This is a genomic window from Pseudarthrobacter sulfonivorans (assembly GCF_024391045.1).
GTDB lineage: Bacteria > Actinomycetota > Actinomycetes > Actinomycetales > Micrococcaceae > Arthrobacter > Arthrobacter sulfonivorans_B.
Genome location: NZ_JANFCZ010000033.1, coordinates 1 through 21,459, shown reverse-complemented (window position 1 = coordinate 21,459; position 21,459 = coordinate 1). Strand labels below are relative to the sequence as shown.

The 21,459-nt window shown below is 66.8% G+C and carries 20 protein-coding genes; 4 read left to right on the top strand and 16 right to left on the bottom strand.

Features of this window, described 5'->3' with window-relative positions:
• Positions 1–23: 23 nt before the first annotated feature.
• Entirely contained in the window at positions 24–1,403 is a 1,380-nt protein-coding gene (locus NQJ30_RS17230) for an APC family permease (protein ID WP_255771396.1), read from the bottom strand.
• 120 nt (positions 1,404–1,523) lie between these two features.
• On the opposite strand from NQJ30_RS17230, the gene NQJ30_RS17225 reads away from it, so the two are divergent.
• A complete protein-coding gene (locus NQJ30_RS17225; RefSeq protein WP_255771394.1) occupies positions 1,524–1,976 on the top strand; it encodes an OsmC family protein in 453 nt (150 codons plus the stop codon).
• 14 nt (positions 1,977–1,990) lie between these two features.
• Here the strand turns inward: NQJ30_RS17225 and bcp are convergent, their stop codons facing one another.
• The 7 genes from bcp to NQJ30_RS17190 form a co-directional block, all read right to left on the bottom strand.
• The gene (gene bcp / locus NQJ30_RS17220; RefSeq protein WP_255771384.1) at positions 1,991–2,494 is read right to left on the bottom strand and encodes a thioredoxin-dependent thiol peroxidase; all 504 of its coding nucleotides are present in this window, start codon (positions 2,492–2,494) and stop codon (positions 1,991–1,993) included.
• A gap of 55 nt (positions 2,495–2,549) precedes the next feature.
• The gene (locus tag NQJ30_RS17215) at positions 2,550–3,236 is read right to left on the bottom strand and encodes a winged helix-turn-helix domain-containing protein (protein WP_255771382.1); all 687 of its coding nucleotides are present in this window, start codon (positions 3,234–3,236) and stop codon (positions 2,550–2,552) included.
• An 8-nt stretch (positions 3,237–3,244) separates the two neighbouring features.
• The gene (gene allB, locus NQJ30_RS17210; RefSeq protein ID WP_255771380.1) at positions 3,245–4,588 is read right to left on the bottom strand and encodes an allantoinase AllB; all 1,344 of its coding nucleotides are present in this window, start codon (positions 4,586–4,588) and stop codon (positions 3,245–3,247) included.
• Entirely contained in the window at positions 4,581–5,789 is a 1,209-nt protein-coding gene (locus NQJ30_RS17205) for a glycerate kinase (RefSeq protein ID WP_255771378.1), read from the bottom strand. Before NQJ30_RS17205 ends, allB begins: the two co-directional genes overlap by 8 nt.
• A 2-nt stretch (positions 5,790–5,791) precedes the next feature.
• Complete coding sequence (gene gcl, locus NQJ30_RS17200; RefSeq protein ID WP_255771376.1) at positions 5,792–7,582, bottom strand: glyoxylate carboligase; 1,791 nt, start codon at positions 7,580–7,582, stop codon at positions 5,792–5,794.
• 165 nt (positions 7,583–7,747) lie between these two features.
• Positions 7,748–8,767, bottom strand: a complete 1,020-nt coding sequence (locus tag NQJ30_RS17195; RefSeq protein ID WP_255771375.1) for a 2-hydroxy-3-oxopropionate reductase — start codon at positions 8,765–8,767, stop codon at positions 7,748–7,750.
• Complete coding sequence (locus NQJ30_RS17190) at positions 8,656–9,456, bottom strand: hydroxypyruvate isomerase family protein (RefSeq protein ID WP_255771362.1); 801 nt, start codon at positions 9,454–9,456, stop codon at positions 8,656–8,658. Before NQJ30_RS17190 ends, NQJ30_RS17195 begins: the two co-directional genes overlap by 112 nt.
• A gap of 144 nt (positions 9,457–9,600) precedes the next feature.
• On the opposite strand from NQJ30_RS17190, the gene NQJ30_RS17185 reads away from it, so the two are divergent.
• The gene (locus tag NQJ30_RS17185) at positions 9,601–9,900 is read left to right on the top strand and encodes a putative quinol monooxygenase (protein ID WP_255771360.1); all 300 of its coding nucleotides are present in this window, start codon (positions 9,601–9,603) and stop codon (positions 9,898–9,900) included.
• Positions 9,901–10,023: 123 nt separating this feature from the next.
• Here the strand turns inward: NQJ30_RS17185 and NQJ30_RS17180 are convergent, their stop codons facing one another.
• The 5 genes from NQJ30_RS17180 to NQJ30_RS17160 form a co-directional block, all read right to left on the bottom strand.
• The gene (locus NQJ30_RS17180) at positions 10,024–11,457 is read right to left on the bottom strand and encodes an HNH endonuclease signature motif containing protein (protein ID WP_255771358.1); all 1,434 of its coding nucleotides are present in this window, start codon (positions 11,455–11,457) and stop codon (positions 10,024–10,026) included.
• Between the two features lie 133 nt (positions 11,458–11,590).
• Positions 11,591–12,403 (bottom strand): bifunctional allantoicase/(S)-ureidoglycine aminohydrolase, encoded by an 813-nt coding sequence (locus tag NQJ30_RS17175; protein WP_255771356.1) that lies wholly within the window; start codon positions 12,401–12,403, stop codon positions 11,591–11,593.
• The gene (locus NQJ30_RS17170) at positions 12,396–13,694 is read right to left on the bottom strand and encodes a DUF6986 family protein (protein ID WP_255771340.1); all 1,299 of its coding nucleotides are present in this window, start codon (positions 13,692–13,694) and stop codon (positions 12,396–12,398) included. Before NQJ30_RS17170 ends, NQJ30_RS17175 begins: the two co-directional genes overlap by 8 nt.
• Before the next feature lie 3 nt (positions 13,695–13,697).
• Positions 13,698–15,311 carry a malate synthase A gene (aceB, locus tag NQJ30_RS17165; RefSeq protein WP_255771339.1) on the bottom strand — a complete coding sequence of 538 codons (1,614 nt, stop codon included), beginning with the start codon at positions 15,309–15,311 and terminating at the stop codon, positions 13,698–13,700.
• 37 nt (positions 15,312–15,348) lie between these two features.
• Positions 15,349–16,782, bottom strand: a complete 1,434-nt coding sequence (locus NQJ30_RS17160; RefSeq protein ID WP_255771338.1) for an NAD-dependent malic enzyme — start codon at positions 16,780–16,782, stop codon at positions 15,349–15,351.
• 208 nt (positions 16,783–16,990) lie between these two features.
• Between NQJ30_RS17160 and NQJ30_RS17155 the strand changes: the two genes are divergently transcribed.
• Positions 16,991–17,746, top strand: a complete 756-nt coding sequence (locus NQJ30_RS17155; RefSeq protein ID WP_255771337.1) for an IclR family transcriptional regulator — start codon at positions 16,991–16,993, stop codon at positions 17,744–17,746.
• 70 nt (positions 17,747–17,816) lie between these two features.
• Here the strand turns inward: NQJ30_RS17155 and NQJ30_RS17150 are convergent, their stop codons facing one another.
• Both NQJ30_RS17150 and pucL read right to left on the bottom strand, forming a co-directional pair.
• Complete coding sequence (locus NQJ30_RS17150; RefSeq protein ID WP_255771336.1) at positions 17,817–19,325, bottom strand: nucleobase:cation symporter-2 family protein; 1,509 nt, start codon at positions 19,323–19,325, stop codon at positions 17,817–17,819.
• Positions 19,326–19,398: 73 nt separating this feature from the next.
• Positions 19,399–20,307: a factor-independent urate hydroxylase gene (gene pucL, locus NQJ30_RS17145; RefSeq protein WP_255771334.1), complete on the bottom strand. Its 909-nt coding sequence runs from the start codon at positions 20,305–20,307 to the stop codon at positions 19,399–19,401.
• A gap of 377 nt (positions 20,308–20,684) precedes the next feature.
• On the opposite strand from pucL, the gene NQJ30_RS17140 reads away from it, so the two are divergent.
• Positions 20,685–20,903 carry a hypothetical protein gene (locus tag NQJ30_RS17140; protein WP_255771333.1) on the top strand — a complete coding sequence of 73 codons (219 nt, stop codon included), beginning with the start codon at positions 20,685–20,687 and terminating at the stop codon, positions 20,901–20,903.
• Between the two features lie 153 nt (positions 20,904–21,056).
• On the opposite strand, the gene NQJ30_RS17135 is transcribed toward NQJ30_RS17140, so the two are convergent.
• Positions 21,057–21,459: transketolase-like TK C-terminal-containing protein (locus tag NQJ30_RS17135; RefSeq protein ID WP_441339101.1), on the bottom strand; the 403-nt coding region annotated here is incomplete at its 5' end.

Genomic DNA, 21,459 nt, shown 5'->3' with positions numbered 1-21,459 from the left:
TGCAGTTAGGCACCGGATTTCGGTTAGGCGCTGGACCCGGCGGCGGATCCAGCGCCGGTCCGCCGCCGGTACATGGCAGCCGCCACCACGAGCCCCAGCACAAACCAGATGAGTCCCGCCGCCAGGGCAATGGGCGTGGCGGACGCCAGCACCACCACCAGCAGGGCGGCCCCGACGACGGGAACTGCTCCGTGCAGGAACCAGTTGCCGGGGCCGGCGCCCAGCTTCCTGACCAGGAAGTAGCCGATCACGGACGCGTGCAGCAGGATGAACGCCGTCAGGGCCCCGACGTTGACGGCCGAGCTGAGGACGTCCAGGCCGTCGGCACGGGTGGCGGCCCACACCGCCACGATGATGTTTCCGGACGCGGTGAGCAGGATGCTGCGCACCGGCACCCCGGTCCGCACCGAAACTTTGGCCAGCGCACCGGGCAGCCGGCGCTCGCGGGCCATGTCCATGATGATGCGGCTGCCCGCCCCTTGTCCCACCATCGCGGCGAAGGCGGCGCCGGCCGCCTTGGACAGGGCCAGCAGCCAGTGCAGCCACGGCCCGATGCTGGTCCCGACGGCGTTGTAATAGGCAGCGCCTTCGAGTTGGGGGTTGGCCGCAAGCTCGGCCGGGGTGGTGGGGGACAGCAAGGCGCCGACGTAGCTTTGCGCCACGAACAGGATGCCGGCGATGACCAGGCACAGCATAGTTGCCCGGCCCACCATCCGGACGCTGCCTTTGGCCTCTTCGGCAAATGTGGCCAGTGCGTCGAAGCCCAGGAAGGACAGGACGGCCACGGAGACGGCAGCCAGGACGGCAGTGGTGGAGAAGCCGCCAACTCCCGTGAGCGGGCTCAGCCAGGGCCGCGTGGCGCCGTGGGTGGCCAGCACCCAGGCTCCGCACACCAGCACCACTAACAGGACCAGCACTTCGAGGAGGACGACGCCGGTGATCACCTTGGAGGCGAGCTGGACCCCCGCGAGGTTGAGGGCCGTGGTGGCCAGGACCGCCGCCGCCACGAACGCCCAGATGGGGACGGCCGGGAACAACGAGTTCAGGGCGATCCCGGTGAACATGTACGCGACGGAAGGGATCAGCAGGTAGTCCAGCAGGATCATCCAGCCGGACACGTAGCCCGCCCGCGGGCCGATGCCCGTTCCGGCGTAGGCAAAAACCGAACCGGCCCGCGGCACTTCCCGGGACATGCGCATATAGCTGAGTGCGGTGAACGCCATGACCAGGGTGGCAACGATGTACACCGTGGCCACGGCGCCGGACGATTTGGCATCGAGGGTGCCGAAGATCCCCACCGCGGCGGCGGGCCCGATGAAGACCAGTCCAAAGAAGATGAGCTGGCCCAGCGTGATGCTGCGCCGCAGTGTTCCGGTGTCCGGGGCCGATGCCTGCGCGTCCATGGGGATCATTCTGCACCCCGCCGGCACGCGGCGCACGGAAACGCCGTTGCCGCCGTGAGGCATCACCCGTGGCAGCACCGGAGGCATCACCCGTGGCAGCACCGGTGGCATCATGGTCCCATGAGCGAAAACAACGACCCCACGCTGCGTTCCATCGAACTGACCCGGACGGCCACGGCCCGTTATATGGCGCGCAATGCCGCGGGCGCGGAACTTGAATTCGGCCAGGGCGAAGGGCTGCTGAGTCCGGTGGAGCTGCTGCTGGCGGCGATCGCCGGATGTTCGGCCATCGACGTGGACACGGTGACGGCACGGAGCGCCGAGCCCACGGCCTTCCAGGTCTCGGCGACCGGCCACAAGGTGGTTGAGGACGGCGCCAACCGCGTGGACGGGCTACACCTGTCCTTCAACCTGGCTTTCCCCGATACGGCCGAGGGGCAGAAGGCCGCCGGCATGGTGGAACGGCTGGTTGACCTCTCCCATGAGAAGTACTGCACGGTGTCACGGACGGTGGAGCACGGAACTGCCGTCACCAACGAGGTCCACGTCGCCGTCGGTGACACCGGGCTCTGACGGGCGCTCGCGGATCAGCGGGCCGGCAGCGCCGGCGTCGCGAGTTCTTCCCTGAGTGCGGCCACGTGGCCCGTCGCGTCCACATGGTACTGCGCCAGCGTCACCTTGCCCTGGGGGTCAACCACGACTGTTGACCGGATGACGCCCTCCACGACCTGCCCGCCGAGGAGCTTCTCGCCCCAAGCGCCGTAGGCCATGGCTACGGCGTGGTCCTCGTCGGCGAGGAGCGGATAGGTCAGGGTGAAGTCGTCGCTGAATTCAGCCAGGGTCCCGGGAGCGTCGGGCGAGATGCCCAGGACGTCGTATCCCTGGCGCTGCAGCGAGGCGAGGTTGTCGCGGAAGTCGCAGGCTTCGGTGGTGCAGCCCGGCGTCGCCGCCTTGGGGTAGAAGTACACAATGACGCTCCGGCCGCGGTAATCCGCGAGGGACACCAGCCTCCCCGCGGCATCGCTCAGGGTGAAGTCCGGCGCGTCGGCACCAGGCTGGAGACGAAGGGAATGCGGCTGGTTCGGGTTCATGGTTGTGACGATCCTTGACTGGTCGGATGAGGGGATATCGGGTGTAGCTGGGCGCTCAGATGGCGTATTCGGCCGGGGTCCGGATGGTGACCCTGGAGCCGGGAATGAACTGGTAGCCGCCGCCGCGAACGGTGGCGATCGCATGCCGTGCGGGTCCGAATTTCCGGCGCAGGCGGCCCACATAAACGTCGATCGAACGTGGTGTGCACCCGGGAAATTCCAGCGACTCCAGAACGCGCTGCAGTTCGTTCCGGCCCACCGGACGGGAACAGTTTTCGGCCAAGTACTGCAGCACACGGCGTTCGACTCCGGTCAACGGGACGGGTGTTCCATCCAGCAGTACGGGGCCTGTGCAGAGGTCCACTGACAGCAGGCCGGGAGCAGCGCACTGCGGCGTCAGGTGGGAGGAACCGTCGTCGTCCTTTGGCGGGGAGTCCTCCGCGGGGGACGACGACGGCTCCGGATTTCCGCCGTCACGAGTACCCTCCCCAGGGTTTATGCCGACGGCGGAAGTTGCGGCCCCGGCGGCAGGCCAGAAATGGACTTCCACCTCCGGGGCGATTCTTTGGGCGCGTTCCAGCAGTTCCTGGGCGGCGCAGGCGATCAGTGCATCATTTGGTTCCTGGTTGGCCCCCGGCCTGACCCAGACGGCCAGGCCCCAGGCCTTGGGCCCGGGCGCCCGCAGCGGAACTGACGAAGAACGTGCGCACGCAGCAGGGGCGGAACGGGATTCGGTTGCCACAGGCCCGGTCAGATCCCGCCGCGGCGGATCAGTTTGCCGGTGGGCGTTTGGCCGTCCACCACGGCGCCGCGCAGGTAGGTGCGCCGCACCACGCCGGAGAGGGTCTTGCCGTCGTAGGGGGTGATGGGGTTTTTGTGCTTGAGCTGGTAGGCGTCCACCACGAAGGCCTCGTCCGGGGCGAACACGGCGAAGTCGGCGTCGTAGCCGAGCGCCAGCTGGCCCTTGGTGGACAGCCGGGCCAGGCTGGCGGGCTTCTCCGCCATCCAGGACACCACCTGTTCCAGCGGAATGCCGCGCTGCCGCGCCTCGGTCCAGATCAGCGAGAGTCCCAGCTGCAGCGACGAAACGCCGCCCCAGGCCACGGCGAAATCACCGTTCTCCAGGTCCTTCAGATCCAGCGTGGAGGGGGAGTGGTCCGAGACGATGCAGTCGATGGTGCCGTCCAGCAGGCCCTGCCACAACAGCTCGCGGTTGGAGGCCTCGCGGATGGGCGGACAGCACTTGTAGGCCGTGGCGCCGTCCGGGATTTGCTCCGCCATCAGCGTGAGGTAGTGCGGGCACGTCTCCACGGTGAGCTTCACGCCGTCGCGCTTTGCGGTGGCAATCATGGGCAGCGCGTCCGACGACGAGAGGTGCAGGATGTGCGCACGCGCACCGGTCCAGCGGGCCCGTTCGATGACCTCGGCGATCGCCTTGTTTTCGGCGCCGCGGGGGCGGGAGGCGAGGAACGTGGAGTAGTGGTCGCCGCCGGGGTGGGGCGCGCGGTCGATGGCGTGCGAGTCCTCGGCGTGGACGATCATCAGCGAGTCGAAGGACTTCAGCTCGGCCATGTCCTCCTCCATCTCGTCCGCTTCGAGGTGCGGGAACTCGTCCACGCCCGAGTGCAGCAGGAAGCACTTGAAGCCGAACACACCCTCGTCGTGCAGCGGGCGCAGGTCCGCCTTGTTGCCCGGAATGGCACCGCCCCAGAACCCGACGTCGATGAACGCCTGATCCTCGGCCACCTCACGCTTGAGCTTGAGGTTGGCCACGGTGGTGGTGGGCGGGACGGAATTCAGCGGCATGTCGATGATGGTGGTCACGCCGCCGGCTGCCGCTGCGCGGGTGGCGGAGGCGAACCCCTCCCACTCGGTGCGGCCGGGCTCGTTGACGTGCACGTGGGTGTCCACGAGGCCCGGGAGCAGGGTTTCGTCGTCGGCCAGTTCAATCACTTCGGAGCCTGCCAGGCCGTTGCCCAGCGGCTCGATGGCCACGATCTTTCCGCCCCGGACGCCCACTTCGCGGGCAGCGATGCCCGCGGTGGTCAGGATGCGCCGGCCCCGGATGACCAGGTCAAAGCGTTCGTCAGACATGGAGGTCCTCCTTCGTCTCAGCGGTGCGGGACAGCCTGTCGGCTGCCAGCCGCCCGCCGATGTGCGTGCCCAGCTGCTCCAGAAGCTTCCCTGCTTCTGCCATGCACCTGTCTACATTGGTTTCCAGCTCGGTCAAAGCGTAAACGTCCTCGAAGCCGGCTGCTATGGTCTGTTCCTGCGCCAGCGTGGTCCGGCCGCAGACGGCGATGACCGGAACGCCTTGCGCCGCGGCAGACCGGGCCACCCCCATGGGTGTTTTGCCCAGCAGGCTCTGTTCGTCCAGACTGCCTTCCCCGGTGATCACCAGATCAGCGCCGCGCAGTCTGTGTGCCAGGTCCGTGAATTCGAGCACGACGTCGATTCCCGGCCGCCGCGTTGCGGCCAGGACGGCGATGGCGGCGTAGCCCACACCGCCGGCTGCCCCGGCTCCGGGAGCCTCGGCGGCCTTGATGGCGCGGAATCCGATTTCCCTGGCCAGGACTTCGACAAACCTGGCCAGGGCGGCGTCGAGCAAGCCGACGTCTTGTTGTGTGGCGCCCTTCTGCGGGCCGAAAACCGCCGCGGCGCCCTGGGCACCCAGCAGGGGGTTGTCGACGTCGGACGCCAGCACAAAGCGTGTGTCCACCAATCGTGGTTCAAAACCGGTGAGGTCGATGCTGTCCAGTTGCGCCAGCGCGGCGCCGCCGGGTGGCAGTTCGTTGCCTTCGGCGTCCAGGAACCTGGCGCCGAGGCCCTGCAAAAGCCCGGCTCCGCCGTCGGTATTGGCGCTGCCGCCGACCCCCAACACAATCCGCCGGCAGCCTTCGTCCAGGGCCGCCCGGATCAGCTGCCCGGTGCCCAGGCTGGTGGCTGTGGCAGCGTCGTTTGAGACCGGCTTCCCGCCGCGCGCGACGGCGGGCACCAGGGCAAGCCCTGAGGCGGTGGCCATCTCGATGACGGCCTCGCGGCCGCGGACAGCGAAGTCCGCCGCGATGGGCTCGCCGGTGGGGCCGCTGACGGTGGCGGTCCGGCGGGTGAAGCCGGAGCCGACGGCGGCATCGAGGGTACCCTCGCCGCCGTCGGCCACCGGAATCCGGAGTACCTCAAGGTTGCTGGATGGTGCCTTCCCGGCCCCAAGGTGCAGGCCCCTTTCCAGGTGCCGGCACACCTCCGGTGCAGAGAGCGATCCCTTGAACTTATCCGGGGCAATGACGATCAGCATGATTATGCCTGCAGTGCCAGGATGGCGGTGGGGGCGTCGGCGGCGGTCCCGGCCAGTTCCTCGAACTCGTTGACGGCGTTGATTTCCACGCCCATGGAGATGTTGGTGACCTTTTCCAGGATTACTTCCACCACCACGGGAACCTGGAACTCGCCCATCAGCGCCTTGGCCTTGTCGAACGCGGCGGCGAGGTCGTTGGGGTCCTCCACGCGGACGGCCTTGCAGCCCAGGCCTTCGGCCACCTTCAGGTGGTCCACGCCGTAGCCGCGGGTCTCCTCGGACAGGTGTGAGCTGTTGATGTTCTCGAACGCCAGGGAGACGTTCTGCTCCATCTTGAAGCCGCGCTGGGACTGGCGGATCAGGCCCAGGTAGGAGTTGTTCACCACCACGTGGATGTACGGCAGGTTGAACTGCGCGCCAACGGCCAGTTCCTCGATCATGAACTGGAAGTCGTAGTCGCCGGAGAGCGCCACCACGGTCTGGTCCGGGTTGGAGCGGGCGACGCCGAGGGCTGCCGGGGCGGTCCAGCCCAGGGGGCCTGCCTGGCCGGCGTTGATCCACTTTCGCGGGCCGAACACGTGCAGCATCTGCGCGCCGGCGATCTGGGACAGGCCGATGGTGGACACGTAGGTGGTGTCGCGGCCGAAGGACTTGTTCATCTCCTCGTACACACGCTGCGGCTTGATGGGGATGTTCTCGAAGTGTGTCTTCCGGTGCAGGGCGGCCTTCCGGTCCTGGCATTCGGCAACCCAGGCGCTGTAGTCCGGCAGGGACCCTGCCGCAGCACGCTCGCGGGCGAGCTCAACCAGCCCCGCCAGCGCCGCGCCGGCGTCGGACGCGATGCCCAGGTCCGGGGAGAAAACGCGGCCGATCTGCGTGGGCTCGATGTCGATGTGCACGAACGTCCGGCCGGCCGTGTAGGTCTCCAGGCCGCCCGTGTGGCGGTTGGCCCAGCGGTTGCCGATGCCGATCACGAAGTCACTGCGTAGGTAGTTCTCGTTGCCGTAGCGGTGGCTGGTCTGCAGGCCCACCATGCCGGCCATCAGCCGGTGGTCGTCCGGGATGGTGCCCCAGCCCATCAGGGTGGGAATCACCGGAACGTTGAGGGTCTCGGCCAGCTCCACCAGCTGCGCGGAGGCGCCGGCGTTGATGATGCCGCCGCCGGCCACGATCAGCGGGTGCTTGGCAGCGAGCAGCATGTCCAGGGCCTTCTCCAACTGCTTGCGGGAAGCCTTGGGCTTCTCAACGGGGAGTGGCTCGTAGGTGTCGATATCGAACTCGATCTCGGCCAGCTGCACGTCGATGGGCAGGTCCAGCAGCACCGGGCCGGGGCGGCCGGAGCGCATCAGCTGGAAGGCCTTCTGGAAGGCGCCGGGAACCTGGCCGGGCTCCAGGATGGTCATGGCCATCTTGGTGACGGGCTTGGCGATGGACTCGATGTCCACGGCCTGGAAGTCTTCCTTGTGCAGTTTGGCCACCGGCGCCTGGCCGGTGATGCAGAGCATGGGGATCGAGTCTGCCCAGGCTGCGTAGAGGCCGGTGATCATGTCGGTTCCGGCGGGGCCGGAGGTGCCGACACAGATGCCGATGTTGCCGTCCTTGGCGCGGGAGAAGCCGTCCGCCATGTGGCTGGCGCCCTCAACGTGGCGGGCCAGCGTGTGGCGGATGCCGCCGTGGGCGCGCATGGCGGAGTAGAAGGGGTTGATGGCAGCGCCTGGCAGGCCGAACGCCTCGATGGCGCCTTCCTTTTCCAGGATGGCCACCGCTGCATCAACGGTACGCATCTTGCTCATGGGGTGCTCCTTGAAAGCTTGAAAGTCTGTTTTTGGGTGTGCTGAAGTACCCCCACGAACCGTCGTGGGGCACTTTGGGGAGTCGGCGTCGAAAACTACGACGGCGGCCGGCGAGTCCGTGTCAATGTGCTCCGTTTCGGGGCGGCTGGCCGGGCTGCGTGAGGGTTACTCCCGGCCGGAGAGCTGGAGGACCTGCTTGAAGAGTCCGGAGTGGTCCAGTGCGCCGTCGCCCTGGTTGACGGTGGCGGCGACGAGCTGGGCGACGACGGCGCCGAGCGGGACGGCGACGTTGGCTTCGCGGGCGGCGGCGGTGACGATGCCCAGGTCCTTGTGGTGCAGGGCGAGGCGGAAGCCGGGGTCGAAGTTGCGGTCCAGCATCTTCTGGCCCTTCTGGTCCAGGACCTTGGAGCCGGCCAGGCCGCCGCCGAGGACCTTGAGGGCGGCGTCGGTGTCCACGCCGTAGGCCTCGAGGAAGGTGATGGCTTCGCCGAGGACCTGGATGTTGACCGCGACGATCAGCTGGTTGGCTGCTTTGACGGTCTGGCCGGAGCCGGAGGGGCCGACGTGGACGATGGTTTTGCCGACGGCGTTCAGGACGTCCTGGGCTGCTTCGAAGTCTGCCTTGTCACCGCCCACCATGATGGAGAGTACGGCGTCGATGGCGCCCTGTTCGCCGCCGGAGACGGGGGCGTCAAGGGGGCGGACGCCGGCTTCGCGGGCGTCGTCCGACAGGCGCTTGGCGACGTCGGGGCGGATGCTGGACGCGTCGATCCACAGGGCGCCCTTCTTGGCGTTGGCGAAGACGCCGTCCTTGCCGCTGACCACGCCCTCAACGTCGGGGGAGTCCGGCACCATGGTGATGACGACGTCGGCCTCTTTGACGGCGTCCGCGATGCTCGAGGCGGCCTTGCCGCCTTCGGAGACGAGTTTGTCGATTTTGTCCTGGCTGCGGTTGAAGCCGGTGACGGTATGGCCGGCCTTGACGAGGTTGATGGCCATGGGCAGGCCCATGATTCCGAGTCCGATGACTGCAACGTTGCTCATGATGGTTCTCTTTTCTGGAAAGTCTGTGGTTACTTGCTGGCGGCTTGGCGGATGGCCCAGCTGAACGCCGTTTCCTGCGGTTCCTTGTATTCGAGGCCGATGTAGCCGGTGTAGCCGAGTTCGCGGCTGCGGGCGATCCATTCGCCGAGCGGGAGGGTGCCGGTGCCGGGGGCGCCACGGCCGGGGTTGTCGGCGATCTGGATGTGGCCGAAGTCTTTGGCGTGGTGTTCGATGACGGCGGCGACGTCGTCCCCGTTGACTGCCAGGTGATAGAAGTCCGCGAGGAGCTTGATGTTCCCGACGCCGGCCTCCGCCTTCACGCGGGCGATGACCTTGAGTGCGTCGTCGGCGGTGAGGAGCGGATACTTGGGTGCGCCGCTGACAGGTTCGAGGAGGACGGTCCCGCCGATGCGTGCGACGCCTTCGGCTGCCGCCGCCAAGTTCTTGACGGCCAGCTCGTCCTGTTCCTCGGGGGTGTATTCGTCCTGCCGGTTGCCGTAGAGGGCGTTGAAGGCCTTGCAGCCGAGGCGTTCGCCGATGCCGGCCACCGCGTCGATGTTGTCCTTGAACTCGGAGCAGCGTCCCTTCCAGGAGACCAGGCCGCGGTCACCGCCGGGCATGTTTCCGGCGTTGAAGTTCAGGCCGGTGAGCTGGACGCCGGCGTCGGTGATGGCGTTCTCAAACCGGGTGACCTGGGCGTCGGTGGGGACCGAGGTTTCGAAGGGCCACCAGAACTCGACGGCGTCAAAGCCGGCAGCCTTGGCCGCCGCGGGGCGCTCGAGGAGGGGAAGCTCCGTCAAGAGGATGGAGCAGTTCACTGTGTACGTCATCGTAGGTCCTTCCGAGGAGGGGCTTGGATCTATCTTCCGCGCTTTCCGGCTCTTCGCCGTTTCCGCTTTGTGGAATTTAGATTCTGCTTTATGAAAATTGTAGGGAAGGGTGGGGCAGGAGTCAAGGAGGAGCACACTGTCCTTATGACATTCGTGAATGTGGGCAGCCTTGGGACCAAACCCGGCCAGCAGGACGCTCTAGTGGCCATTCTGGTGCGGCCGACGGCGGCACTTGAGGTGGCAGGGTGCCTCCGGTATGACGTGGGGGTCAACCCCGATGTGCCGGACACCGTCTTTGTCAGCGAGCTCTGGGAATCCGCGGAAGCGCATCAGGCCTCGCTGCAGCTGGACAGCGTGCGAGCCGCCATCGCAGAGGCCATGCCGCTGCTTTCGGGGGAGATGGGCGGCACCCGCTTTACAGTGGTGGGCTCGCCGCTTCGGTAAGGCCTGGCTCCACGGCGACAGGGTCCTGGAAACGCGGACGGGCTCGGGAGGTCTGCCTGCCCGCGCTGAGTAGACGCGCGCGGCGGCGCGCGGCGGGGCCAGTGACCAGGTAGGACCAGCCAGTCACCCGCTCAGATACGGCAGGATCGCCCGTTCCAGGAGGCTCGGCGCCGTTGGCAGGAGCCGTGGCAGGAACCCGGGCGGCCACTGTGGTGGTTCCCAGTCCTGATGTTCGCTCTTGTAGTGCCTTCCGGAGGGTGAGATCCAGCCGGGTGGTTCATCCTTGGAGGCCGGGGTGGGGGTCCAAGGGGTGCTGTGCCTGAGCTTGTGGTGGGCCGGGCATGCCTGGCCGAGGTTGCTGATTCCGGTGGTTCCGCCCTGGGCCCAGGCGAGAAGGTGGTCCGCGTCGTTGTCCAGGGACGGGTTGGAACATCCCGGGAAGGAACACTTGCCGTCCCGCAGCCGGAGCCACTGCCGCATGGCCTTGGTTAGCCGGTAGCTGGTCCGGCCGATCTCCAATGGTGCCCCATCCCTGGGGTCAACCAGCACCCGGTAGAACGAGCCGGCCCCGTTCGCCACGAGGTCCCTGGCCATTGACGCGGGGATCGGGCCGTGACCGTCCAGCATCGCCGGCTCGTCGGTGGCACCGAGAAGGGAAAACACGGGCACGGTCACCAGGACCTGGGCGCGTGGGGGCGGAACCTGCCCGGGGCCGCTGCCTTCCTGGTGTCCGTTGCTGACCTCGTTTCCGCCGCTGAGGAGAGTGGCAGCGAGGACATCGGCGCGGAGTTGAGTGAGGTTTCGGTCCTCGTCCGGGCCCTGGAGGCCGCGGGCGATGGCAGTGGTCCGGTTCCAGATCGCTGCCGCCTGGTCCCCTGGTAGGTAGGCCGAGAGCCAGGCCATCCCGTCATGGTCCGGGGCGTACTCCACCCGCCGGTCCAGGGCACCCGCGGCGTGGCGCTTCTCGATGCTTTCAGCGTGGTGGCGTTCCCGCCAGGTCCGGGCCTTATGCCTGAACCGGGAAGCCGGCATCTCCCCTGCAGGACACCCCCGGGCCGCGTCCGGTGCGTCCGGGTCCAGGAAATGGGCCTCCAGGGTCGCGGCGCCGGCACGGTCAAGGGTGCCGGCTTCTTCCACCATGACCCGGGCGTGCTGCCACGAAATGGTGCCGTCCTGCAGGGCAGCCAGGGTCAGCGGCAATACCGTGGTCAGCATCTCCGACTGGTTCAGCAGGGCCTCTGCCGCGCGCGGTCCGATGGTCAGGACACACCCGATCTCCGCGGTCACCGCGGCCTCTTGGGCCTGCACTGGCTCATCCGGGGCCGCGACAGCTGCGAGGGTGGAAGCGAATTCCGCCGCCGCCCGGGCTTTCAGCCCCGCGAACCCGGCCTCCATCCTCCGGGTCCCGGCGAGGATGTCCAGATACCTATCGGCCAGGCCGCGCAAGGGATCAGCCTCCCAAGACCCATCAGAACCAGACCCGTCCACCTCGGCGTCGAGCACAGCAAGGGCGGCATCGATGTCCTCAAATGCCTTCACCACCGCCGCTTTTCCCATGTCTCCATCCTTGCGGGAGGGCCTGACATTTTCCGGACAAGCAGCCAACCAGCCAGCGTCAAGCCGGAAAAGCCAAAAGGCCGGCGAACACAAAAGTGCCGGGCGGCCACAAGGCCACCCGGCACCGGGAATGCTACGTCAGGCGGACCTGGCGGTTCATGTCCTTGTAGAGCAGGTAGCGGAACTCGCCCGGGCCGCCGGCGTAGCAGGCCTGCGGGCAGAAGGCGCGCAGCCACATGAAGTCGCCGGCCTCCACTTCCACCCAGTCGTTGTTGAGCAGGTACATGGCCTTGCCTTCGAGGACGTACAGGCCGTGCTCCATGACGTGGGTTTCCGGGAACGGGATCACGCCGCCGGGCTGGAACGTCACTATGTTCACCTGCATGTCGTGGGCCAGGTCGTTGGAGTCCGTGAAGCGGGTGGTCTTCCAGGCGTCATTGGTGTCCGGCATGGACGTCGGCTCCACGTCCTTCTCGTTGGTGACGAAGGACTTGGCCTCGTACCCTTCCAGGCGTTCGTAGGCCTTGCGGATCCAGTGGAAGGACACGACGTCGTCGGAAACGTTCTCCAGGCCCCATTCCGAACCGGCGGCAAGGTAGGCGTAGCCGCCCTCCTCGAGCTGGTGGAGTTCGCCGTCGAGGGTCAGGTTCACGTGGCCGCGGGTCACGAAGATGACGCCTTCCACGCCGGCCTCAAATTCGGCCTTGGGAGCCCCGCCGCCCGGGCCGATCTCCACGATCAGCTGGGAAAAGGTGGTGGCGAACCCGGAGATGGGCCGGGCGATGATCCACGAGCGCGTGTTGGCGAAGCCCGGCAGGTTGGACGTCACGATGTCCGTCATGACGCCCTTGGGGATGACCGTGTAGGCCTCGGTGACGATGGCGCGCTCGGTGGTCAGGTGCGTCTGCGGCGGCAGGCCGCCGGTGGGGGAGTAGTACTTACCCATGAAGGAGATCCTTTGTTGGCGTGTTGGAGGCGGCGAGCCGCGGGTGGGCAAGTGCCGTGAGGTGGGAAAGGCCGACGCCGGCACCCGCCAGGACTTCATCGGCACCGACGGCCCCGCACTGGACGCCGCGGAGCACAAATGCTGCCAGCGCGCGTGCAGTGGCCGGCTCGTCCATGACCCCGCCTTCGGTGCGTTCCACGTAGTTTCGGAGCCGGGCCGCGGCGGCGGGGAGGCCCTCGCGGTAGAAGGCGTAGGTGGCGGCGAAGCGGCTGGGCAGCTGGGCCGGGTGCAGGTCCCACCCTTGGTAGTAGCCGCGTTCCAGGGACCGCCGGACCAGTCGGCCGTGCAGCTGCCAGGCGTGCTCCACGTTGTCGCCCACCGGAATGATGTTGGTGGACCCGTCGGAGAGCCGGATGCCGGTGCCGGCGACGGCCAGCTGCATGACTTCCTTGGCAAAGTCGGCCACGGGGTGCTCCATGGACTGGTATTCGGCCGAGATCTGCAGGGACGCCGAGTAGTCGTACGTGCCGTAGTGCAGGCCGCTGATCCGGCCCGGCACCGCGTGCGGCAGCTGCGCCACCGGGGAGGTGCCGTCCGGGCCGAGGATGAGCTGCGGGGTTTCCACCTGTACTTCGAACCGCAGCCGGCCGGCCGGCAGGGAATGCACTTCCTCAAGCCGGGACACGGCGTAGTCCATGGCCTGCACCTGTGCCACGGTGGTGACCTTGGGCAGCGTCAGGACCAGGCCGTCCGGCAACTCGCCCGCCTCGGCAAGCGCGGACACAAACAGGTCCAGTGTCCGCAGGCCACGGGCACGGGTGGCCGCTTCGAAGCATTTGAACCGGATCCCGATGAACGGCGGCGCAGACCCGGCCGCGACGGCGGCGGCCACGGCGGATGCCGCTGCAACAGCGGCGTCGTCCTCGGCGTCGTCGCCCCTGTCCCCGAAGCCGTCCTCGAAATCGAGGCGCAGGTCCTCGATGGGCTCCGAGGCCAGCTTCGCTTCCACGCGGGTGGCCACCGTGGCAGCCAGTTCGGCGTCCTGGCCCAGCAGCTGCCCCAAACGGGCCATGCCGCCGTGGGCGTCCGCCGTCGCCCGTGCCTGGGCGCCCCATTCAGAGGCGAACGACGGCGTGAACCGGTCAGCGGGGACGTAGACGGTGTGGACGGGCTGGCGTGAGCCGTCATCGCCCGGGTAGTTATGGTCCAGCAGGTGGTCCGTGGCGGCCAACTGGGCGTCGATGTGAGCGGTGTCGGCCGCGGAAAGCGACGGTTTGCGGGAGATGCCCATGCCTTAGTCCACCAGTTCGTAGGCCGGGGTGGTGAGGAAGTCGGTGTAGTCCTCGGACAGGCAAATGTCGCCGATCAGCCGGCTGGCCGGCTGGTAGTAGAGGCGGAAGGCTTCGTCGCCGAACTCGGTCCGGAGCCGTTCGGTTTCCTCGCCGAGGATCCGTTCCACCAGTTCGCGGGTCACGGTGTTTCCAGTGTCCGCGAGGACGGACTTGTTGCGGATCTGCTGCCACACCTGGGAGCGGGAGATTTCCGCGGTGGCGGCGTCCTCCATCAGGTTGTGGATGGCCACGGCGCCGTTTCCGGAGAGCCAGACGGCGGTGTAGGCGACGGCGACGTAGAGGTTCAGGCGCAGGCCGGTCTCGGTGACCTGGCCGTGCGCGGAGGCGATGTCCAGGAGCTGGTCGGCGGTGACGGAAACCTCGGGGCGCTGCTTGTCCAGCTGGTTGGGCTTGCCGCCCTTGGCCGGGTCGCCCAGCACGGCGTCGAAGACTTCCTGGCAGGTGGGCACGAGGTCCGGGTGGGCCACCCAGGAGCCGTCGAACCCGTCGTTGGCTTCCCGGGTCTTGTCGGCGCGGACCTTGGCGAAGGCTGCCTCGGTGACCTCGGGGTGGCGCCGGTTGGGGATGACGGCGGCCATCCCGCCCATGGCGAAGGCGCCGCGCTGGTGGCAGGTCTTGACCAGCAGTTCGGTGTAGGCGCGCATGAACGGGGCGGTCATGACCACGGAGGCACGGTCCGGGAGCACGAACTCCTCGCCGGCGTCGCGGAAGTACTTGATGATGCTGAACAGGTAGTCCCAGCGGCCGGCGTTCAGGCCGGAGGCGTGGTCGCGGAGCTCGTAGAGGATCTCATCCATTTCGAACGCGGCCGGGATGGTCTCGATCAGGACGGTGGCGCGGATGGTGCCCTGCGGGAGGCCGAGGAAGTCCTGGGCGAAGACGAAGATGTCGTTCCAGAGGCGGGCCTCGAGGTGGCTCTCCATTTTGGGCAGGTAGTAGTAGGGGCCCTGGCCGTTCTGTACCAGCTGTTTGGACACGTGGAAGAAGTGCAGGCCGAAGTCCACCAGCGCACCCACGCCGGGTTCGCCGTCGATCAGCACGTGCTTTTCCGGGAAGTGCCAGCCGCGCGGGCGGGCCACCACGACGGCGAGCGGGACGTCGGTGCGGAGCTTGTACTCCTTGCCCTCGGGCGAGGTGTAGCTCAGGGTGCCCGCGGCGGCGTCGCGGAGGTTCAGGATGGCGTCAATGACGTTGGCCCAGGTGGGTGTGGAGGCGTCCTCGAGGTCGGCGAGCCACACTTTGGCGCCGGAGTTCAGCGCGTTGATGGCCATTTTGGCGGGCGACGCGGGGCCGGTCATTTCCACCCGGCGGTCCTGCAACGCTGCGGGAGCCGGCGCAACCTGCCAGTCGCCGTCGCGCACGTCCTGGGTTTCCGGCAGGAATTCCAGCCTGCCGGTATCGGCAACCTTCTGCCGCTTGACGCCGCGGGCTGCGAGGAGTTCGTTGCGGGTGCCGGCGAACCGATTGTGGAGCTCCTCCAGGAATGCCAGCGCTTCGGGGGTGAGGATTTCCTCCGCGCGTTCGATCGGCTGCGGGTTTGTGACTGTGATGGCCATTTCTGGTCCTTTCCTAGGCTGTGGGTCTCGCAGCGAATCAGGCGTTGGCGAAGGCAGCGTCCGCGTTGGCCGGCGCCGCCGTTGCCGTGGTGGCGTGCGCTGCGGCGGCGACCGCGGAAGCCACGTCAGCGGCGACATGGGGATCAAACACACTGGGGATAATGTAGCTGGCATTGAGCTCGCCGTCAGCTACCCTGTTGGCGATGGCCTCGGCGGCGGCCACCAGCATTTCCGGGGTGATGTCGGCTGCGCCCGCGTCCAGCAGGCCGCGGAAGAAACCGGGGAACGCCAGGACGTTGTTGATCTGGTTGGGGAAGTCGCTGCGGCCGGTGGCCACCACGGCGGCGTGCTTGGCGGCGATGGCCGGATCGATCTCCGGCGTCGGGTTGGCCATGGCGAAGACGATGGCGTTCGGGGCCATGGCGGCCACCTGCTCCTCGCCGATCACGTGCGGGGCGCTGACGCCGATGAACACATCGGCGCCCACCATGGCGTCATGGAGGGACCCGGAGAAGCCTTCTTCGTTGGTGTTCGCGGCAATCCAGCTGCGGTGTTCGTCGTTGTACTTCTCACCCGAATGGATGGCGCCGGAACGGCCTGCGGCGATGATGTGCTGCGCGCCCTGGGCCTTGAGCAGCTGGATGATTGCCGAGCCGGCGGCGCCGACGCCCGAAACCACAATGCGGACCTCGGACAGTTTCTTGTCCACTACACGCAGGGCGTTCACCAGGGCGGCGAGGGTGACGATGGCCGTGCCGTGCTGGTCATCGTGGAACACCGGGATGTCCAGTTCCTCCCGGAGGCGGTTCTCGATCTCGAAGCAGCGCGGAGCCGCGATGTCCTCGAGGTTCACGCCGCCGTAGACCGGTGCCAGGGCCTTGACGATCTTGATGATTTCCTCGGTGTCCTGGGTGTCCAGGCAGACCGGCCAGGCGTCCACGTTGGCGAACTGCTTGAACAGCGCAGCCTTCCCTTCCATCACGGGAAGCGCTGCAGCGGGGCCGATGTTGCCCAGGCCGAGTACAGCGGAGCCGTCGGTGACCACGGCGATGGTGTTGCGCTTGACGGTCAGGTTGCGGGCAGCGGCCGGGTCCTCTGCGATGGCCAGGCAGACGCGCGCGACGCCGGGAGTATAGGCGCGTGACAGATCGTCGCGGTTGCGCAGGGCTACTTTGGGGACGACTTCCAGCTTGCCGCCGAGGTGCATCAGGAAGGTGCGGTCAGAGACGTGCTGGACCGTGACGCCGTCGAGCGCGTTGAGGGCATCCTTGACGCGGTTGGCGTGGGCGTCGTCGGTGGTGTTGCAGGTGACGTCAACAACCAGGGTCTCGTGGTGGGATTCGGTGACGTCCAGGGCGGTGATGGCGGCGCCGGCTGCTCCCACGGCGGCGGCCAGTTCGCTGGTGGCGCTGAAGCTGGACGGTGCCTCCACGCGCAGGGTGATCGAGTTTCCGGGGCTGGGGTTCGCCATTGAATGTCCTCCTGTTAGGCCCGCTGACGGGCACATGATCAATCAAATTATTTCGTATGATGGATATTATTATCTACTTTGTGGAAATACAAGTCTTTGAGGCCCTCCCGCAGTCATCAGGCCGTGATGTATCTTGGGAGATCTGGGACAATTCTTTTCACGATGCGAAAACGAGTTGTCGGAAATCGAGCCCGCAGGAGACTGGTACATGGCTGAAAAAGCCTCGGGAGGCGTGCAGTCGGTAGAGCGCGTCTTCGAACTCTTGGAACTGATCACGGATGCCGGCGGCGAAGTCACCCTCAGTGAACTCTCCGCATCCACTGAACTGCCGCTCCCCACCATTCACCGGCTGCTGCGCACCCTCGTGACGCTGGGGTACATCCGCCAGCTGCCCAACCGCCGGTACGCCCTGGGCCCACGGCTCATCCGGCTTGGCGAAGGTGCCAACAAGCAGCTGGGGGCCTTGGCCCGGCCGCAGCTCCAGTCGCTGGTGGAGCGCCTCGGGGAAACCGCCAACATGGCGGTGCTGGACTCGGACATGGTGATGTACGTGGCCCAGGTCCCCTCGCTGCATTCCATGCGGATGATCACCGAAGTGGGCCGCCGCGGCTTTATGCACGCCACCGGGATGGGCAAGGCGATCCTGGCCCAGTTGGACGACGACACCGTGCGGGGCATCGTGGCCCGTAAAGGCATGCCAACCCCCACCCCCAAGAGCATCGGCGACATTGAGGCCCTGATGGCTGACCTGAAGCTGATCCGCGACCGCGGCTACTCGATCGACGAGGAGGAGCAGGAACTCGGCGTCCGCTGCTTTGCCATGGCCGTCCCCAACGCTCCCACTCCGACGGCCATCTCCGTGTCCGGTCCGGTGTCCCGCGTGGACCAGTCCTTTGCCGAGCGGGCGGTGCCGATGCTGCGCGAAGCAGCCCAGGCCATCTCGGACGAACTCAACCGGAACTGACCCGCGAGATGGCAGTTCGCGGCAATGTCCTTGCCGGACACTGCTGCGAACTGCCATCTCGTGCCGGGTATCAGTGCTCGGTTGCTGATTCCGACGAGTGGATGGGGACTTCCTTTCCGTCGCAGTCGATCAGCTTGCCGTCCTCGTAGCGGTCGCCCTCGGCCAGGCATTTGAGGTCCTCTTCCCGGACCACGCGTCCGGTGCCGGCCACAAACACCGACTGGTTCTCCGAGTTGCCGGCCTTCAGGTGGTTGAAGAGCAGGTTCAGCAGGATGGCCATGACCGCGGCCGAGCTGATGCCGGAGTGGAAGATGGTGCCGAACCAGGCAGGGAACTTGTCGTAGAACGTGGGCGCGGCGATCGGGATCATCCCGAAACCGATGGACGCGGCCACGATGATCAGGTTCATGTTGTTTTTGTATTCCACCTTGGCCAGGGTCCGGATGCCGCTGGCGGCCACCGTTCCGAACAGGACGATGCCCGCACCGCCCAGGACCGCCGTCGGAACTGCGGCCACCACCCGGCCGAGGACCGGCAGCAGGCCCAGGAGGACCAGGATCACGCCGCCCGCGGCCACCACGTAGCGGCTCTTGATCTTGGTGACGGCCACCAGTCCCACGTTCTGGGCGAAGGCGCTCTGGGTGAATGAGCCAAACACGGGGGCCACCAGGCTGGAGACCATGTCGGCGCGCAGGCCCGCGGCGATCCGCTTGGAGTCTGTGCGGGTGCCGACGATTTCGCCGACGGCGAGGATGTCGGCCATGGTTTCGGTGAGGATGACCAGCACCACAATCACCATGGAGATGATGGCGGCGATCTCGAAGGTGGGGGCGCCCAGGTGGAAGGGGGTGGGGAAGGCGACTATGGGGCCGTCGCCCACTTTGGAGAAGTCGGCCATGCCGGTGACCACGGCCACGATGGTGCCCACCACCATGGCCAGCAGGATGGACAGGCGTGAGAGGGTGGCGTTGCCGAGCTTGCTCAGGATCAGGACGAGCGCGAGGGTCACGGCGGCGAGGCCGATGTTGGCCATGCTGCCGTAGTCCTCAGCCTTGCGGTTCCCGCCCATGGCCCAGTTGGCCGCGACGGGCATCAGCGTCAGCCCGATGGTGGTGATCACCGTGCCGGTGACAACCGGCGGAAAGAAGCGGACAATCTTCGAAAAGACCGGCGCGATCAGCAGGCCGATGGCAGCCGACACCATCACGGCGCCAAAGACGGCAGGCAGCCCCCCGCCGCCGGTGACGATGGCCACCATGGTGGCCACGCTGGCAAATGAGACACCCTGGACCAGCGGCAGCTGCGAACCAAAGAACGGGATGCCGATGGTCTGGAGCAGGGTGGCCAGGCCGCCCATGAAGAGGGCAGCGGCGATCAGGACGCCGATGTCGGACGGGGAGAGGCCGGCGGCCTGGCCGACGATCAGGGGAACGGCGATGATGCCGCCGTACATGGTCAGGACGTGCTGGAAGCCGTAGGCGAAGCTACTGCCGATGGAGAGGCGCTGGTCTTCCGGCCGCCCCGACTGCTGCTGGCCGGTGCCGGCAACTGCCGCGGCCGAATTCTTTTTGTTGTTCATGGCAGACTTTCTGGTTCATGGCAGACGTCATCGTCTGGCTAACGTGTCTGGCTGATTTTTCGGTGGCGAGGGTTTAGCAGAAGCCGGCGATGCCCGTCCAGGCGTTCTCGGCACTTGCGGCGTCCTCGCGCAGGACGGTGGCTTCGATCAGGCCGTACGGACGGTCCGCGGCGAAGAAGACCTCGTTGGGGTTGTCGAGGCCGAAGGGGGACAGGTCCACCAGGAAGTGGTGCTTGTTGGGCATGGAGAACTTGATTTCGTCGATCTCCGGGTGCGCTTCCAGGACCTTGGTTCCCATGTCGAAGAGGGTCTGCTGGAGGGCGTGGGAGTACTTCTCGGTGAAGCCTTCGAGCAGGAGGCTCTTGACGTCGTCGTAGTTTTTGTTGAAGTCGTAGCCGCTGAAATCCGTGCCGGTCTTGAACCGCCAGCGGGCGGAGACGTCGGTGGCCAGGATGCGGTCCGTGGTCTCCTGCAGGGTGGTGTATTTGTCCTTGGGGTACCCGGTGAAGCCCGATTCGGTGGACTTCAGGACGGTGAGGTCCTTGAGGCCGGAGATCAGGTGTTCGGTGGCGCCGTCCCGGACCAGCACCGCTGTGCGGACTTCCTGGCCGTTGCGCACAAAGCTGTGGTTATGCTCGGCGCTGTGTGCCTGGATCCTGCTCCAGCTGTAGGACTCGGCTTCCCAGCGGCCACCGTCCACCCAGTCGAAGCTGGAGGTGAAGTGCTCGCCCAGGCGCAGCAGGAAGGCTTCGGGTGAACCGATACCTTCACGGGCGAAGGCGTAGACGGTGTTCTTCTGGGTGTCCGTGGGGACAACATGGCCGTTGTCGCCTTCCAGGTGCGCTGCGGCGAAGTCGCCGCGCAGCTGCGAGGTGACGTTCAGGTCTTCGATCTGGTGGCGTTCGGTGTCGCGGGTGATTTTGACGACCCGGACCTCCGCTTTGCCGAACTGGTTGCTGCCGAGGATGATCTTGCTGCTCATGGTCAGATTTCCCAACTTCAGGTATGTGGGACCACAGTCCCGCATAGAAATTAAGCGCGTGTTTCCCACGCGTTTCTCGTTCCGTCGACCCAACAAAAAATGAGCCGACATCGATGTGATGTCAGCTCATTACGACCCTGCCTGCTGCTCCCAGGTTTCGTGACCCAGGCCACGATGTACGAAAAAGCGTAGCGCAGGGAAGGGGGTGCTGTACATCACTTTTCCTAATTCGCGATTGTGACTGCGACGGCCCGCAGGCCGAGCCGGGGCTATTGACGCGATCGGTCCACCGCTTCTAAGATTTCGTATAGCAGAAAAGTATTTCCATAAGGTGGAATGCGAAAGCCAGGCAGAGCCCATAGCCAGAGGAGGCCCAGATGTACCAGCAGGATGAGAAGACGCGGGCGCAGGCGCCGGCTCCAGCGGAGGCACCAGTGGCGGCGCCGGTGGAAGCGCTGCCAGGTCAGGAGTTCTACTTCCCGTACGGCAGCGGCGTGGATCCGGACCTGTTTATGCCGGAGGACCGGGTGCAGCCGGCCGGCCGCATCTCACTCTGGATCCAGGCCCTGCCGGTTTTCAGCCGCTCGCGGCGCTGATGCGCCCCGGCGCGCCCTAAGACCGGACGCGCGTCCTCGAAGAAGCAGTGGAAGCCTGCACGGCAAACGCAAGGGAACGACGACGGCGGCCCTCACCTTTTGGTGGGGGCTGCCGTCGTCGTTCTGTACGTCCGCGGAGTCAGTGGGGGCGGGTCAGGAGTCTCCGCCCGCCCCGCCCGTGGTTCCCGCGTTGACGTCAAGGAGTTTGTAGCGGTCCATGGCGTATTGCGGGGCGCCGGCCTCCACCTCGCCCCTCGGCGCGAGCAGCTGCAGGGTTTTCACCACGATGGAGTGCGTGTCGTTCTTGAAGAAGCGGCGGGCTGCGGCGCGGGTGTCCGAGAAGCCGAAGCCGTCCGCGCCGAGCGTTGCGAACTGGTGGGGGAGGAATTGGCGGATCTGGTCCGGGACGGCCTTCATGTAGTCCGAGACGGCTACGATCGGGCCCTGGGCGTCGGCGAGTTGGCGGGCCACGAACGGGATCCGGGCAGGTTCGCCGGGGTTGAGGAACGCTTCTTCCTCGGCGGCGAGGCCGTCGCGGCGCAGTTCGTTCCAGGAT